Origin of the sequence: Nocardia sp. XZ_19_385, assembly GCF_015355755.1 — a bacterium.
Taxonomy (GTDB): domain Bacteria; phylum Actinomycetota; class Actinomycetes; order Mycobacteriales; family Mycobacteriaceae; genus Nocardia.
The window spans coordinates 588,793-603,231 of record NZ_JACVEE010000001.1 but is presented as its reverse complement, the minus strand read 5'-3'; the positions used below and the strand labels follow the sequence as shown (position 1 = coordinate 603,231).

16 protein-coding genes are annotated in these 14,439 nt (G+C 65.9%); 11 read left to right on the top strand and 5 right to left on the bottom strand.

What is annotated here, in order from left to right; genetic code table 11:
- Nucleotides 1–28: 28 nt before the first annotated feature.
- The 6 genes from IBX22_RS02710 to hisG all read left to right on the top strand — a co-directional run bounded on the left by IBX22_RS02710 (nt 29) and on the right by hisG (nt 5,841).
- Nucleotides 29–709, top strand: a complete 681-nt coding sequence (locus IBX22_RS02710) for an HAD family hydrolase (RefSeq protein WP_375540195.1) — start codon at nt 29–31, stop codon at nt 707–709.
- Nucleotides 710–1,085: 376 nt separating this feature from the next.
- The gene (locus IBX22_RS02705) at nt 1,086–1,943 is read left to right on the top strand and encodes an arpA protein (RefSeq protein WP_194813792.1); all 858 of its coding nucleotides are present in this window, start codon (nt 1,086–1,088) and stop codon (nt 1,941–1,943) included.
- Between the two features lie 34 nt (nt 1,944–1,977).
- Nucleotides 1,978–2,823 (top strand): class I SAM-dependent methyltransferase, encoded by an 846-nt coding sequence (locus IBX22_RS02700; RefSeq protein WP_194813791.1) that lies wholly within the window; start codon nt 1,978–1,980, stop codon nt 2,821–2,823.
- A complete protein-coding gene (locus IBX22_RS02695) occupies nt 2,820–4,619 on the top strand; it encodes a choline/carnitine O-acyltransferase (protein WP_194813790.1) in 1,800 nt (599 codons plus the stop codon). The genes IBX22_RS02700 and IBX22_RS02695 overlap by 4 nt, the downstream gene beginning before the upstream one ends.
- A 60-nt stretch (nt 4,620–4,679) precedes the next feature.
- Nucleotides 4,680–4,943, top strand: a complete 264-nt coding sequence (locus IBX22_RS02690; RefSeq protein WP_194813789.1) for a phosphoribosyl-ATP diphosphatase — start codon at nt 4,680–4,682, stop codon at nt 4,941–4,943.
- Between the two features lie 46 nt (nt 4,944–4,989).
- On the top strand, nt 4,990–5,841 hold the full coding sequence (gene hisG, locus IBX22_RS02685; protein ID WP_194813788.1) for an ATP phosphoribosyltransferase: 852 nt from the start codon (nt 4,990–4,992) through the stop codon (nt 5,839–5,841).
- Here the strand turns inward: hisG and IBX22_RS02680 are convergent, their stop codons facing one another.
- Nucleotides 5,842–6,027: a hypothetical protein gene (locus IBX22_RS02680; protein WP_194813787.1), complete on the bottom strand. Its 186-nt coding sequence runs from the start codon at nt 6,025–6,027 to the stop codon at nt 5,842–5,844. It abuts the gene before it with no gap.
- A 114-nt stretch (nt 6,028–6,141) separates the two neighbouring features.
- On the opposite strand from IBX22_RS02680, the gene IBX22_RS02675 reads away from it, so the two are divergent.
- Both IBX22_RS02675 and IBX22_RS02670 read left to right on the top strand, forming a co-directional pair.
- Nucleotides 6,142–6,294: a hypothetical protein gene (locus IBX22_RS02675; RefSeq protein WP_194813786.1), complete on the top strand. Its 153-nt coding sequence runs from the start codon at nt 6,142–6,144 to the stop codon at nt 6,292–6,294.
- A complete protein-coding gene (locus IBX22_RS02670; protein WP_194813785.1) occupies nt 6,294–7,436 on the top strand; it encodes a YeiH family protein in 1,143 nt (380 codons plus the stop codon). Before IBX22_RS02675 ends, IBX22_RS02670 begins: the two co-directional genes overlap by 1 nt.
- Nucleotides 7,437–7,448: 12 nt before the next feature.
- On the opposite strand, the gene IBX22_RS02665 is transcribed toward IBX22_RS02670, so the two are convergent.
- Both IBX22_RS02665 and IBX22_RS02660 read right to left on the bottom strand, forming a co-directional pair.
- Entirely contained in the window at nt 7,449–8,120 is a 672-nt protein-coding gene (locus IBX22_RS02665; RefSeq protein WP_194813784.1) for an alpha/beta fold hydrolase, read from the bottom strand.
- A gap of 67 nt (nt 8,121–8,187) precedes the next feature.
- Nucleotides 8,188–9,096 (bottom strand): RecB family exonuclease, encoded by a 909-nt coding sequence (locus tag IBX22_RS02660; protein ID WP_194813783.1) that lies wholly within the window; start codon nt 9,094–9,096, stop codon nt 8,188–8,190.
- Between the two features lie 56 nt (nt 9,097–9,152).
- Between IBX22_RS02660 and IBX22_RS02655 the strand changes: the two genes are divergently transcribed.
- Entirely contained in the window at nt 9,153–9,986 is an 834-nt protein-coding gene (locus IBX22_RS02655; RefSeq protein WP_194813782.1) for a tRNA (adenine-N1)-methyltransferase, read from the top strand.
- 2 nt (nt 9,987–9,988) lie between these two features.
- Here the strand turns inward: IBX22_RS02655 and IBX22_RS02650 are convergent, their stop codons facing one another.
- On the bottom strand, nt 9,989–10,465 hold the full coding sequence (locus tag IBX22_RS02650; RefSeq protein ID WP_228538146.1) for a hypothetical protein: 477 nt from the start codon (nt 10,463–10,465) through the stop codon (nt 9,989–9,991).
- Nucleotides 10,466–10,679: 214 nt separating this feature from the next.
- Here IBX22_RS02650 and arc point away from each other — a divergent pair, with 214 nt between their 5' ends.
- Entirely contained in the window at nt 10,680–12,440 is a 1,761-nt protein-coding gene (gene arc / locus IBX22_RS02645; RefSeq protein WP_194813780.1) for a proteasome ATPase, read from the top strand.
- Nucleotides 12,441–12,567: 127 nt separating this feature from the next.
- The gene (locus IBX22_RS02640; protein WP_194813779.1) at nt 12,568–13,206 is read left to right on the top strand and encodes a hypothetical protein; all 639 of its coding nucleotides are present in this window, start codon (nt 12,568–12,570) and stop codon (nt 13,204–13,206) included.
- 55 nt (nt 13,207–13,261) lie between these two features.
- Here the strand turns inward: IBX22_RS02640 and IBX22_RS02635 are convergent, their stop codons facing one another.
- The gene (locus IBX22_RS02635) at nt 13,262–13,966 is read right to left on the bottom strand and encodes a peptidylprolyl isomerase (protein WP_228538145.1); all 705 of its coding nucleotides are present in this window, start codon (nt 13,964–13,966) and stop codon (nt 13,262–13,264) included.
- Between the last annotated feature and the right edge of the window lie 473 nt (nt 13,967–14,439).

Below are 14,439 nucleotides of genomic sequence, written 5' to 3'. Positions count from 1 at the left end.
GTGGAGAAGCCACCATGACTTTCAGGGAGTGACATCGAACGTGACAGCGCTTTCCGCGGTTCTCTGGGATATGGATGGCACGCTGCTCGATTCGGAGAAGCTGTGGGACATCGCGGTTCGCGAGCTCGCTCGTGAGCTGGGTCACGAGATGACCGACGAGATCCGCCACGCACTGATCGGCTCCGCCGGCCCCGACGCCATGCGCATCATCTTCACCGGGCTCGGCCTCGAGCCCGAGGTAGCCGAGGTCGAGAAGGCGCGCGTCTTCCTGGAAGCGCGCGTCGCCGAACTGATGACCGGCCCGATCCCCTGGCGCCCCGGCGCGAAAGACGCCCTCGCCATGGTCCGCGCCGCGGGCCTGTCCAGCGCCCTGGTCACCAACACCAAACGCTCCCTCGCCGAATACGGCCTGGACACCCTCGGCCGCGACTTCTTCGACACCTCGGTCTGCGGCGACGAAGTCCTCCAGGGCAAACCCGACCCCGCCATCTACCTGCGCGCCGCCGAACTCCTGAACGTCGACCCGAAACACTGTGTCGCCATCGAGGATTCACCCACCGGCGCCCGAGCCGCCGAACTGGCCGGGTGCGCCGTCCTGGTCGTCCCCTGCGAAATCTCCGTCCCCCCGGGCCCGGGCCGCATCTTCCGCGACACCCTGATCGGCCTCACCCACGCCGACCTCGAGCAGATCCGCCGCGACATCCCCTGACCAACCCGGGTTGACCAAGATCATCAGGCACTGGTGGCGGTGACCACTCGGGCGATGCCGCCGTCAGTGCCTGGTGATCTTGGAATGGGCCGCTACTCGCCACGTCCTCGGCGAGGATGGCGGTGTAGTGGCCACGAGATTCGTGTTCCATTACGAACCGATGGGTACGATGCGCGTGAGAGTGCCTGTCCCGCAACGTAACTGTGTCCGCGACGGGAAGTGCGAGCGGGGGTGGCGGGGTGGCATTGGAGGTTGGCACAAACCGGCTCGAGAGGCATTGTCCTACAACATAACTCGTGATGATCACGGATTGTGATGGTGCTCACGGGCGGGGCAAATCGGAGCGCGGGGGCTGTCGGTCGACCAAAATAGCAACATGGCAGCGACGGGCGACCTGGACGAATTCGTCGACACCGCACGCTATCCGCTCAGCGATCCCGAGGGTCGGCGCGCGGTTGTGGACCAGGCTCGCGCGGATCTGGCCGAGCGTGGCTGCACTGTCTTGGCGGGATTCATCCGGCCGGAGCTGATCGAAACGCTGCGGGCGCAGGGTGCTGCGCTGGCGCCGGATGCGCACTACGAGGTGGAGCGGGTCAACGCCTACAACATCCCGCTGGACACCGAACTGCCGCCGGATCATCCAGGACAAATCGTCCTGGAACGCGGCAACGCTTTCGTGGCGCGGGACCGGATTCCCGGCGACGCGCTGATCCACCGGCTCTACACCGACGAGCGGTTCCAGCGGTTCGTCGCGGATTGCTTCGGTCTCGCCGACCTGTATGAATTCGCCGATCCGCTGGCCGGGCTGTGCCTGAATGTGGTGGCACCTGGCATGTCCCATCCCTGGCACTTCGACACCAACGAGTTCACCGTCAGCATGCTCACCCAGCCTGCGGAATCCGGTGGAATTTTCGAGTACTGCCCGAATATTCGTTCTCCGCACGCGGAGAACCTGGACGACGTCCGGAGCGTGCTCACCGGCTCCGGTGACCGGCACATCCGCCGGCTGGACCTGCGCCCCGGCGATCTCCAGCTGTTCCAAGGCCGCTTCTCGTTACATCGAGTCTCGCCGGTATCCGGTGCCGTACAACGGCATTCGGCAATCTTCGCCTACACCGATCGCCCCGGAGTGATCGGCACCGTGGAACGAACCCGCCAACTGTTCGGCCGCGTACTGCCGGACCACCTAGCCGCCCGGGCTCGCCTGGTCCGCGGCGACCAACTGCTCGACTGAGGGGCGTCCGCGCCCGCTCGAGAGGAATACCACCGTGCCAGTGCCGTTGCATACGACCGGGAAAGCCTCCTTCGACGACATCTACCACCGGCCCGATCCGCGCGACTATTACACTCGCCTGGCCGATTTGGACTATCGCATACCGGAACTGGCCAAACCGCACTTCGCGAAACAGATCCGGGAGTGCCGCGCCGCGACGGGGGTGGAAACGCTCACCGTCCTGGATATCGGTTGTTCCTACGGCGTCAACGCCGCACTGCTGCGCCTGGGCACCACAATGGATGCGCTGGCCGAATATTACGGTGACGCGGGTGAATTCGACCGGATCGAATTGATCGCCCGCGACCGTGCGCGGCTGGCCGCCGAGGACCAGCTCCCGGACGTCCGGTTCCTCGGCATGGACGCCGCCCGCCCCGCGCTGGCATACGCGCAAGCAGCGGGCCTGCTGCACGACACGGTGCACGCCGATCTCGAAACCTCCGAGCCGACCGAGGAGCAACGCCGTACGCTGGCGAGCGCCGACCTGGTGATCTCGACCGGATGCATCGGTTACGTGACGGAGAAAACCCTTGCCCGCATCGCGTCCGCACACTCGCACCGTCCGCCGTGGATGGCGCATTTCGTCCTGCGAATGTTCGACTTCACGCCGATCGCCGCCGCATTGTCGACACTCGGTTATCGGACCGAGGGCGTCTCCGGAATGTTCGAGCAGCGCCTGTTCGCCTCGTCCGAGGAACAGTCGCAGGTCCTGGACGCTTTGTCCGCCAAAGGCCTCGATACCGCCGATTACGAAGCACAAGGCCGGCTCTACGCCAACCTCTACTTGTCGCGCCCAGAATTTCCCCGCAGCACCGCATCGAATACGAGGAATCCGAGTTGAGTGACCGAACGTTCGCAGCCGACGATCAGCTACCCCGGGTGCCGCTGCCGACACTGGAAGACAGCTGCACCAGATTCCTGCGGTGGTGTGCCCCTTTGCTGAGCTCCGAGGAATACGCCACCACCGAAGCCGCGGTCGCCGATCTGCTGAGACCGGACGGTCCGGCCCGCACCTTGCAGGCCGCCCTCGCGGAATACGACAACACCCCGGGTGTCGGTAGCTGGCTCGACTTGTTCTGGCCCTCGCGCTACCTCGGCCGGCGCGATCGAATCGCGTTGAACGCCAATTTCTTCTTCCTCTTCCGCGACGACACAACTCTGGCCGCGTCGACCGACGCCGATCAAGTTGCCCGCGCGGCGGCGATCGTATCCGCGGCCGTCGCATACAAACTCGCGCTCGACGACGAGGCGGTCGAGCCCGCCACCCAGCGCGGCCAGCAGTTGTCGATGTGGCAGCACAAATATCTGTTCTCCGAAACCCGGATCCCCGGCGCGGAACAGGACAGCGTGCGGGTGCCCTACAGCGACGAATGGCCGGGACCCTCGAATGCCCGCCACATTGTGGTGTTCTGCCGCGGTAATGCGTTGCGCCTCGACGTCATCGGCCCGGATGGCGAGCCCTACGCGCTGGACGATCTCGCCGATGCTTTGCGAACCGTGCTCACCACCGCCGGCGCCGCCGATGCCGCTGTCGGACACCTCACCACCAAGGCCAGAGCCGAATGGGCCGCCAGCAGAACAACTTTGCGAGCTGAACCGGCCAACGTCGCGGCTCTCGACACGATCGAAACCGCACTGTTCTGCCTGTGTCTCGAAGATTTCACCCCGCGTGACAACTTGCAGGCCTGCGATCAACTCCTGCACGGCGACAGCGGTAATCGCTGGTTCGACAAGGCGCTCTCGTTCATCGTCTTCGCCAATGGCCAAGCGGGTATCAACGTCGAACACTGCGGCCTGGACGGCACCACCATCCTGTCCTTCGTGGACACGTTGCTGGAGACTTCGGCGGCTGACCACGCCGCCCGTTCCGGTGCACGATCGCAAGGACGACCGCCGATCGCGCCGATCGAATTCGTGCTGACCGAGGCATTGCGCGCCGATATCGCGGCAGCCGGTGCGGACTTCGCGCAATATGCCGCCGCGAACGCCACCACCACGGTCACGTTCGCGGATTTCGGCACCACCCGAGCCAAACAACTCGGCATCTCGCCGGACGCATTCGCGCAGTTGAGCTATCAACTCGCACACCGGCGCAGCAAAGGATTTACCGGGGCTACCTACGAATCCATCGCCACCCGGCAGTGGCGCAACGGCCGCACCGAAGCGATGCGGGTGGTGACCCCGGAGATGGTGACGTTCGTCGACGCGATGCAGGACCCGGCGGCGAACCAGGAAACCCGGCTCGCCGCCGCCCGGACCGCGGCCAGTGCACACGTCGAACGGGCGAAGCAGTGCCAAGCGGGCGACGCGCCCGAGCAGCACCTCTGGGAACTGCAATGGATCCAGCGCCGCCGCGGCGCCGAGCTGGGCGTCACCGAACCGATCCCGCTCTACGACAGCCCGGGCTGGCTGATCATGCGCAACGACTACCTCAGCACCAGCTCCGCCCCGTCGGTCAACATCGAGTACTTCGGGTTCGGCTCCACCAGCCCGACCTGCATCGGCGTCGCCTACGTCCTGCTGCCGGACCGCTGGAACCTCTACCTCGCGACTCCGAAACCGGTCGCCGACCAGATGTACGCCTTCGCCGACCACCTGCGCACGGCAGTGGCCGATCTGGCGGCGCTCCTGGCGTGATCGCGGTCCGCACGCGGGGTGAGCAACTCTCCCGCGTGCGGATCTGAAAGAATCTCTTCCGTGAAGAACTTCGAATCCCTGTTCGCCGAGCTGCAGGACCGTGCCGCCACCCGCCCCGCGGGCTCCGGCACCGTGGCCGCATTGGACGCCGGCGTGCATGCCCAGGGTAAGAAGGTGCTCGAGGAGGCCGGTGAGGTCTGGCTGGCCGCCGAGCACGAGAGCGACGAGTCGCTCGCCGAGGAGATCTCGCAGCTGCTCTACTGGGTTCAGGTGCTGATGGTGGGCCGGGGGCTGAAGCTCGAAGACGTGTACCGACATCTGTGATGTCCGCTCCGTCTTCCTGCTGAAACCCTCTGAAAGGACCACTCCCATGCTGCGCGTCGCAGTCCCCAACAAAGGCGCTCTCTCCGAGTCCGCTACCTCCATCCTCGCCGAAGCCGGTTACCGCAGGCGGACCGATTCGCGTGACCTGACCGTCCTCGACCCGGCCAACCAGGTGGAGTTCTTCTTCCTGCGGCCCAAGGACATCGCCATCTACGTCGGTTCCGGCGAACTCGATCTCGGCATCACCGGCCGCGATCTCGCGCTGGATTCCGGAGCCCCGGTGCAGGAACGGCTTTCGCTCGGCTTCGGCCGCTCCACCTTCCGCTACGCCGCCCCCGCCGGGCGCGAATGGACGGTCGCGGACCTGCAGGACAAGCGCATCGCGACCTCCTACCCGAACCTGGTGCTCGCGGATCTGACGGCGCGCGGCATCGAAGCCGAGGTCATCCGCTTGGACGGTGCGGTGGAGATCTCCATCCAGCTCGGTGTCGCCGACGCCATCGCCGACGTGGTCGGCTCCGGCCGCACCCTGCGCCAGCACAACCTGGTCGCATTCGGGAACTCGCTGTGCGATTCCGAGGGCGTGCTGATCGAGCAGGCCGGCTCGGACCAGAACGTGCGGGCCCGCAACCAGCTCATCGCCCGCATCCAGGGCGTGGTCTTCGGCCAGCAATACATCATGCTGGACTACGACTGCCCGAAGGAACTCCTCGAGCAGGCCGTCAAGATCACGCCCGGCCTGGAATCGCCCACGGTCTCGCCGCTGGCCGACGAGAGCTGGGTCGCGATCCGCGCCATGGTCCCGCGCAAGCAGGGCAACGAGGTCATGGACCAACTCGCCGACCTCGGCGCCAAGGCGATCCTGGCGTTCGACATCAGGTCCTGCCGCGCGTTCTGATCAGTCGTTCGCGACGGAATTGCCCTGTGTCGAGCCGTCGGTGAATCCGTCGGCGTATCCGCTGACGTAGCCCTCGGTGCCATCCAGTTCGGGCGGGTCCGGGATGTCGTCGACGGTTTTCAAGCCGACCCGGTAACCGTCTCGGAAGCCCACGCGGTAGCCGGTCCGGTACTCGATCATGTCCATGGGTCTCAGTTAACACGTCCACCGATGAATTCACGGTGAGCGCAACGGGTGTGCGCGGGTTTCGGCCGTCGTACCTTGTGTCCTCTCGATGAGGAACGCAAGGAGTGACTTACCGTGTCGCAGACACCGCCCGACGAAAACGTGGGCCGCACATTTACTTTGAGTGAGGACTGGCTGGCGGCGATCGCCGGCCTGATCCTCATCGCGCTGGTTCTGGCCGGCGCTATCCCGGCCTGGCTGGTGTCGCCGGATTGGCTGGTGAAGTGATGACCGACAAGACCATCGCGGAAGCCCCGGTCAAGTCCGAAACGGCTGCGCTGCAAGCGATTGCGAAGCCTTCCAAGGGGGAGATCGCGGCGGGTCTCGCCGTGGTGCTCGCGCTCGGCCTGGTGACCCGCTACCTCGACGCGCACGGGCCGGAGTGGGCCAAGGGCACCCCGTTCCAACGGATCGCCAAGTCGGTCGAGTTCCCGGTGTACGCCATCGCGCTCGGTCTGCTCGGCAACGTGATCCTGACGAAACTGAATCTGCGGGAACGGCTTTCGGCCGGTTTCCGCACCGAGTTCTTCATCAAGACCGGTGTGGTGCTGCTCGGCGCCTCGATCAACCTGAAGATCCTGGTGACCGCGGCGGGCCCGTCGATCCTGCAGGCGTTGCTGCTGATCACCGCGGTGTTCGGATTCACCTGGTGGTTCGGCGGCGTGCTCGGCCTGGACGACAAGCTGCGCGCGCTGCTGTCCTCGGCGGTGTCGATCTGCGGTGTCAGCGCCGCGATCGCCGCCGCGGGCGCGGTGCAGGCCAAGCGGGAGCAGATCGCCTACGCGGCCTCGCTGGTGATCATCTTCGCGCTGCCCTCGATCTTCCTGTTGCCGTGGCTCGCCGAGGCGCTGAACCTGTCCGACGCGGTCGCGGGCGCCTGGATCGGCGGCAACATCGACACCACCGCCGCGGTCGCCGCCTCCGGCGCGCTGGCGGGGGAGGACGCGCTGAAGATCGCCACCATCGTGAAGACCACGCAGAACGCGCTGATCGGCGTCGTGGCGATCGCATTGACGGCGTACTTCACCCTGCGCGTGGAACGTCAGCCGGGTGCGGCCCGCCCCTCGGCCCGCCAGTTCTTCGAGCGCTTCCCGAAATTCGTCATCGGTTTCGTGGCCGCCTCGGTGATCGGCACCCTCTACCTGCAGTCGGTGGACAAGAAGACCGGCGCCGCCCACATCGCGATCATCAACGACCTGCGCACGTCATTCCTGATCCTGGCCTTCGTCTCCATCGGCCTGGAGTTCTCCCTACGCGGTCTGCGTGAAGCGGGCTGGCGCCCCATCGCCGTCTTCGGCTCCGCGGTGGTGGTGAACCTTCTTGTCGGCCTAGGCCTTTCGGTGCTCCTCTTCCGCAACTTCACCCTCTGACCACTCGTCGCTCTATTGGGTGAACTCCTTGATGATCTGGGCGAGGGCTGCGGGGTCTTGCACCATCGGGAGGTGTCCGGTGGGGAGTTCGCGCCGGAACTCGGCTCCGAGTTCGGTGGCGTATTTGCGTTGCAATGCGGCCGGAAATTCCGGATCCGCGGAGGCGACTACGTATCCCGTGCGCGCGGGAAAGCGGCGCGGTGCGACTCGGTCGCGATAGAGGCTCTGCGATTCCGGGTCGAAATCGCTGACTATGCGCGCGGTTTCGGCATCGCCGAGTCCGGTCGCCAGCGTGCGGAGCGCCTTCTCGGGTGGGCGAGTCCCGGCCACCCGCATGGCGAGGCTGACGATATGGCGCTGCGGGAACGGCAAGGCACCGAGAAATGACGTGCCCGCGGCGGGAATCGACGCCGCGACGCCGAGCAGGCCATGCACCCGCTCGGGTGCGATCGCCGCGATCTCGCTCGCCACGACCCCGCCGATCGAATGGGCGACGAGGGTGAATGTCGAGCCCGGGGCTTGCTGCAACACCGCCTCGGCGTAGTCCCGCAGGCTCGCGTCACTCGCCTCGGGATAGTTCGCGACCACAGATTCGGCGCCTAGTCCGGCGCGCACCTCATCCCAGATCCAGGCGGGCAGTCCAGCACCGCTGAGGAACAAGATGGGGGAGCTGATCGTGCTCATTCGGGACTCCTCGGCCTCGTCGTCTGTGACACCAACTGTTCTGCGGCACTAAATGTTCCGCGCAGGCTCATTCCGCGACGGCGTCGGCCAAAGTCTCCTCCGGGGATTCCGGGCTGTCCTCGGGCCAGCCCGGATACTCCGGCGGCGTGCCGCCGAACGCGGGACACAGTGGCTTGTAGTCGCAGTAGCCGCACAGCCAGCTGGTGGTCGGCTGGAACTCGCCGGTGCGACCGGCCTCGCGAATCGCCTCCCACAACGCGCCCAGGGTGCGTTCGAAGCGGAGCAGTTCCTCTTCGTCCGGCGCGTAGGTGAGGATCTGCTCGTCGGCGAGGTAGATCAGCCGCAGCTGCGCGGGCAGGATCCCGCGGGTGCGCAACACCACCAAGGCATAGAACTTCAGCTGGAACAGCGCCTTGGTCTCCTGCGCGAGGCCCGGGGCGCGGCCGGACTTGTAGTCGACCACCCGCAACTCGCCGGTCGGCGCGACATCGATGCGGTCGACGAACCCGCGCAGCAGCACACCGTCGCCGAGTTCCACCTCGACCCGCGCTTCCCGCGATTCCGGTTCGAAGCGCGTCGGATCCTCGAGCCGGTAGTAGCTGTCGAGGAGCTTGCGAACTTCGGCGAGAAAGGGCTCGAGCCCCTCGGCGGCCACCAGCTCGGCGACCTCGGGCCGCACCGCCAGCACTCTGGTCCAGGCCGGCTCGACCAGCTCGGCCGCGCGCTCCGGTCTTCGCTCGGCGGCGGGCAATCCGTAGAGGTCTTCCAGCACCGCGTGCACCACCGTTCCGCGCACCGCGCCACGCGAAGGCGCCTCGGGAATCCGGTCGATCGCACGCAGCCGGTATTTCAACGGGCACTGCTTGAAATCGATTGCCCGCGAGGGCGACAGCGCGGGCCGGCGCCGCCCCGAACCCTGCTCCGGCCCGGCCTCGGGGGTGAGATCGGCAGGGGGCTTGCACGCGGGCGCTGACATACCTGGCAGGCTATCCGGCGGCACTGACATAAAGACAGCTTGCGGAATGGAGATACATGACGGCCAGACGGACCGGGCCTTTCACCATCGGTGACCGGGTACAGCTGACCGACGCCAAGGGGCGCCTGTACACGGTCGTCTTGGAGGAGGGCAAGGAGTTCCACACCCATCGCGGCGGCATCAAGCACGACAAGCTGATCGGCGCCGACGAGGGCACTGTGGTCACCTCCACCAACGGCACCCCGTATCTGGCGCTGCGCCCGCTGCTGGTCGACTATGTGCTCTCCATGCCCCGCGGCGCGGCCGTCATCTACCCGAAAGACGCCGCCCAGATCGTGCACGAGGGCGATATGTTCCCCGGCGCGCGCGTCCTGGAGGCCGGTGCGGGCTCCGGCGCGCTGACTTGTTCGCTGTTGCGCGCGGTCGGCCCGCAGGGCGAGGTGATTTCCTACGAGATCCGCGACGACCACGCCGAGCACGCCATCCGCAATGTGGAGACGTTCTTCGGCGAACGTCCGGCTAACTGGTCGCTGACCGTCGCCGATGTCGCGAACTACGACGGCGAACCGGTCGATCGCGTCGTACTGGACATGCTCGCGCCCTGGGACGCGCTACCGGCGGTGTCCAAGGCGCTGGTTCCCGGCGGCGTGCTGGTCGTCTATGTAGCGACCGTCACACAGCTGTCCAAAGTGGTCGAGGCGCTGCGCGAACAGGAGTGCTGGACCGAGCCGCGCTCCTGGGAGTCGATGGTCCGCGGCTGGCACGTGGTCGGGCTCGCGGTGCGGCCCGAGCACCGTATGCAGGGCCACACCGCGTTCCTGGTGAGCGCGCGCCGCCTCGCCGAGGGCACCGTGACCCCGAAACCTCAACGGCGCCCCTCGAAAGGCTGATGCTAGGGCGTGCAGGGCGCCACGAACGCCAGCATCGTGCACGCGCTCGCGTCCGTCAGCTTCCACTTGCCGTCCACGTGTTCCCAGGTCATCGGCATCGCGGGCGCGGCGCCGTGCGGGGAGGTGGTGACGACCTGCGCGGTCGCCTTGGTGCCGTCGACCTTTACGTCGCTGACCGCGAAGGTCAGGGTGCCGTAGCCGGCCAGTGCCCGGTTCAAAGCTTCAATGTTGGCTTGGCGCTTGGTGCCGTCGACCACAATCGCGGTCTTGTCGGCGGTGGGCTTGGCCGGGTCGGCCAGCAGAACCAGGGTCGCCTGCAGGTCAGCGGCCGTTGGCGCGGCAGCCGCCGAGTGATCGCCGTGACCCGCGGCACTTGTTGTCGCGGAGGTACTGGTGCCGGTGGCCGTATCGGACTTATCGTCGGAGCCACAACCGGTTACACCGGCCGTAACGACCAGCGCCACCGCGGCGCTAGCCATAGACAGACGGATTTTCCTTGCGGGAAGGAGCATTGACTCAGCAACCTTTCGGCTCGATCGGCGAGCATGCTCGCCTGGTTCGGGTTAGGGCAGGCTAACATGGACGGACGCTGGTCGATCGCAGCCCAGATGTGATCACGACGAAACCGTGTTGGAAGGCGAGAACCGTTCACGCCCGGTAGCGTTGATAGACCGGGACTGGGAGGAGCAGCACATGAGCCCCATCGAGAATTCGGATTCGGCGGCCTGGAGAGAGCTCGAGGCGGTACGCGCCGAAGCAGCTGCACTCCGAAGGCAACTCGCCGATTCACCCGATCGCGCACGGGAATTGGAATCCCGCATCGATTCGCTGACCATTCGCAACACCAAGCTGATGGACACCCTCAAGGAAGCGCGGCAGCAACTCGTCGCGTTGCGTGAGGAAGTCGATCGACTGGGTCAGCCACCGAGCGGATACGGCGTTCTGATCGGCGTCTACGACGATCAGACGGTCGACGTGTTCACTTCCGGGCGCAAGATGCGGTTGACCTGTTCGCCGAACATCGACACCTCGACGCTGGAATACGGGCAGACCGTCCGCCTCAACGAGGCGCTCACGGTCGTCGAGGCCGGCGTCTACGACGCGGTCGGCGAAATCGGAAGTCTGCGAGAGATTCTCGACGACGGACGCCGCGCGCTGGTGGTCGGCCATGCCGACGAGGAGCGGGTGGTGTGGCTGGCCGGGCCACTGTCCAAGCTCGCCGAGTTCGACGATCTGGAAGATCCGGATCGTCCGATTCGCAAACTGCGGCCGGGCGATTCGCTCTTGGTCGACACGAAGGCGGGCTTCGCCTTCGAGCGCATTCCCAAGGCCGAGGTCGAGGATCTCGTGCTCGAGGAAGTGCCGGACGTCGACTACAGCGACATCGGTGGCCTGGGTCGCCAGATCGAGCAGATCCGCGACGCGGTGGAGCTGCCGTTCCTGCACAAGGACCTGTTCCGCGAGTACGCGCTGCGCCCGCCCAAGGGCGTGCTGCTCTACGGTCCGCCCGGCTGCGGTAAGACGCTGATCGCCAAGGCCGTCGCCAACTCGCTGGCCAAGAAGATCGCCGAAGCCCGCGGTGAGGATGCCAAGGAAGCCAAGTCCTTCTTCCTCAACATCAAGGGCCCGGAGCTGCTGAACAAGTTCGTCGGCGAGACCGAGCGCCACATCCGGATCATCTTCCAGCGCGCCCGTGAGAAGGCGTCGGAAGGCACCCCGGTGATCGTGTTCTTCGACGAGATGGATTCGATCTTCCGCACCCGTGGCTCGGGCGTCTCCTCCGACGTGGAGACAACCGTTGTGCCGCAGCTGCTTTCGGAGATCGACGGTGTCGAGGGCCTGGAGAACGTCATCGTTATCGGCGCCTCCAACCGCGAGGACATGATCGACCCCGCGATCCTGCGCCCCGGACGTCTCGATGTGAAGATCAAGATCGAGCGCCCGGACGCCGAATCGGCCCAGGACATCTTCTCCAAGTACCTGATCGATAATCTGCCGCTGCATGCCGACGATCTCGCCGAATTCGGCGGGGACAAGGCGGCCTGCCTGCACGCGATGATCGACCGGGTGGTGGAACGGATGTACGCCGAGAGCGAGGACAACCGCTTCCTGGAAGTCACCTACGCCAACGGTGACAAGGAAGTCCTGTACTTCAAGGACTTCAACTCCGGCGCCATGATCCAGAACATCGTGGACCGGGCCAAGAAGTACGCCATCAAGGCCGTCCTCGACAGCGGCACCCCGGGCCTGCGTATCCAGCATCTGTTCGATTCGATCGTGGACGAGTTCGCCGAGAACGAGGACTTGCCCAACACCACGAATCCCGATGACTGGGCTCGCATTTCGGGTAAGAAGGGCGAGCGGATCGTCTACATCCGCACGCTGGTCACGGGCAAGAACGCCTCGGCGAGCCGGGCCATCGACACCGAGTCGAACACCGGCCAGTACCTGTAAGGTCGACCAGACAGGGCCGCGCTTCCCATTCCGGGAGCGCGGCCTTTTCGGCTTTGCGTGTTGCGTGTTTCGGCTGAAATCAGACATACCGGGTAGCGTCATGCGCGCCGACACAAGAGGAGATCGAATGAATTATCCGCAGCCCGAGCCCTATCCGGGTTCGCCCGAACAGCCGGGCTCGTACCAGCCGTACGGCCCCGGGGCCGACGCCAAACCGCCGGTGCCGTCGACGGTGCAATACGCCTTCTACGCCATGCTGGCGGGCGCCGGTCTTTCCATTCTCGGCATCTTGCTGATGTTCACGCAGCTGGATGCCATCCGGGATGAGGTCGCGAAGGCCGATCCCGATAATGTCCTCACCGACGCCGACCTCGACACCGCCGTCAACATCGGCATCGTGTCCGGCGTGATCATTTCGCTGATCACCGCGGGTCTGTGGGTCTGGATGGCGTTCGCCAACCGGGCCGGGAAGAACTGGGCGCGGATCGTCGCGAGTGTGTTCTTCGGTCTCAGTACCTTGTTCACCGTGCTCAGCTTGGTGGGTGCGGGACTGGTCGGCAGCACCGGCAACACCGCCGTGAGCACTATCACCGGGGTGCTCTCCTGGCTGATCGGGTTGGCCGCGATTGTCCTGTTGTGGCACAAGCAATCCGCCCCCTTCTTCAAGCCGGCGCCGCCCGCGGGTTACGGTCCGCCGCCCGGATACGGCCCGCCGCCGGGTTACGGCCCGCCGCAGGGGTACACACCGCCGCCGTCCGGCATGTGAAACTCCGAAGGGCCGCGTCTCCGTCGGGAGACGCGGCCCTTCGTCACATCCGGACTCAGTTCTTGACGGCCACCGAGTCGATGACCATGTCGGCGGCAGGCGCGCCGTCACCGGCACCGTCCTTGGTGCCGCCGTTCGCCACGGCCGTCAGCTTCTCCATGCCGCCGGTGATCTTGCCGAACGGCGTGTAGTTCGGCGGCAGCTGCGAGTCCTGGGTCACCAGGAAGAACTGGCTGCCATTGGTATTCGGCCCCGCATTGGCCATGGCGACGGTGCCCGCCGCGTAGGTGGCGCCGGCCAGGTTCTCGTCCGGGACCTGGTAGCCGGGGCCGCCGGTGCCGGTGGCGGTCGGGTCGCCGCACTGCAGCACGAAGATGCCCGCCGTGGTGAGGCGGTGGCAGCGCGTGTGATCGAAGTAGTCCTCGTTCGCCAGGAAGACGAAGGAGTTGACCGTGCGCGGCGCCTTCGCCGCGTCGAGCGCGATCGTGACGGCGCCACAGCTGGTGTTCAGCGTCGCGGTGTAGTTGGCGCCCGGATCGATCGACATACCCGGCTCCGCGGGCCACTGCTTGCCGTTGGGCTGGCCGCCATCGGGGGTGCAGTCCGGCACCGCCGCCGTGGCCTCCGGCATCGTCACGATGCCGCCGAGGCCGAGTACCGCCAGGGCCGCGCCAGCAGCGAAAAGCCGTGCACCGCCTAGGATTCGCCGGAGAAGTCCGCTACGGGTGCTATGGACGAATTGCCGCTGTTCGCTGCTCAACGTTCTCCAGTCTCCTTCATTCGGTTCCGCATCGGTCGATGCTCTGGCGCATCATGCCATTTCGCGGCGGCCCGCGGAGGTGGATGGGCGGACAAGTGTGCCCGGCTGGGGTATCGTGGCCGAAACCCGAATGTGTGCAAGGCCACTCGCCATGGCAGATATGCATAACTCCTGTTGAACGAGATCGCAGGCGGGGGAAAGTCCCAACCAGCGGACTTTTTCGGCGAAATCGCTGATCCAACTGTTCTGAATTGTGCATGCTTCACATTGCTCGGCGTGCGAGGGCGCGTCGTTTGAAGATGAGGAGCAAGCATATGTCCGGATCTGCAGCGGATTTCATTGTCGACGTTCTGGTCAAGACGATTCAGCAGTTGATCACCGGTAGCGCCGGCTAGTCCGTCGCACACCCGGAGGCCGCGTCCCATGGGGGCGCGGCCTTTGTCATTGCGGGCCCGCGATTTTCGCCGTCCGGA